Here is a 563-nt window from a genome sequence, read left to right on the forward strand (position 1 = left end):
CCTCACAAGTCCTTTTTATTATATTATACTCCTAAATACGAAGAAAAGCCCTTAGAAAATAAATTCTAAGGACTTTGTCTTCAGTCTGAAACAGTCCGTTAAGGACTGTTTTTTTACTTGAGACCGTATTTTTTGTTGAAACGATCCACACGTCCATCTGCTTGAGTGAACTTTTGACGTCCAGTATAGAATGGGTGTGAGTCTGATGAAATTTCCACACGGATCAATGGGTAAGTTTCACCTTCGAATTCTACAGTTTCGCTAGTTTTCTTAGTTGAACCACTAAGGAACTTGTAGCCAGTAGTTGTGTCCATGAAGACAACAGTGCGATATTCTGGATGGATATCTTTTTTCATTTTAAAAATTCCTTTCTGCCATGGTCTCTTTCCGAGCCATAGATTATAACCATTTAAGTTTACCAAAAGTTTGTTCTTATGGCAAGTCTTTTTACCTGTTTTTTTAATATTTTTTCAAGTCGCACGTTGTCAAGTCAAGTGCAACAAGTTCATTGATAACTAGAGTTCCAGAGGTTAAGTTGTTTGGGCTAGCCCAAACAGGAATTT

1 protein-coding gene is annotated in these 563 nt (G+C 36.6%); it reads right to left on the minus strand.

Going from position 1 to position 563, the window contains the following annotated elements; all coding sequences use genetic code 11:
- Window positions 1-113: 113 nt before the first annotated feature.
- Window positions 114-356: a type B 50S ribosomal protein L31 gene (locus RFK25_RS11525; RefSeq protein ID WP_029944240.1), complete on the minus strand. Its 243-nt coding sequence runs from the start codon at window positions 354-356 to the stop codon at window positions 114-116.
- Window positions 357-563 lie beyond the last annotated feature (207 nt).

The organism is Streptococcus sp. SS-4456 (assembly GCF_036680365.1).
Lineage (GTDB): Bacteria > Bacillota > Bacilli > Lactobacillales > Streptococcaceae > Streptococcus.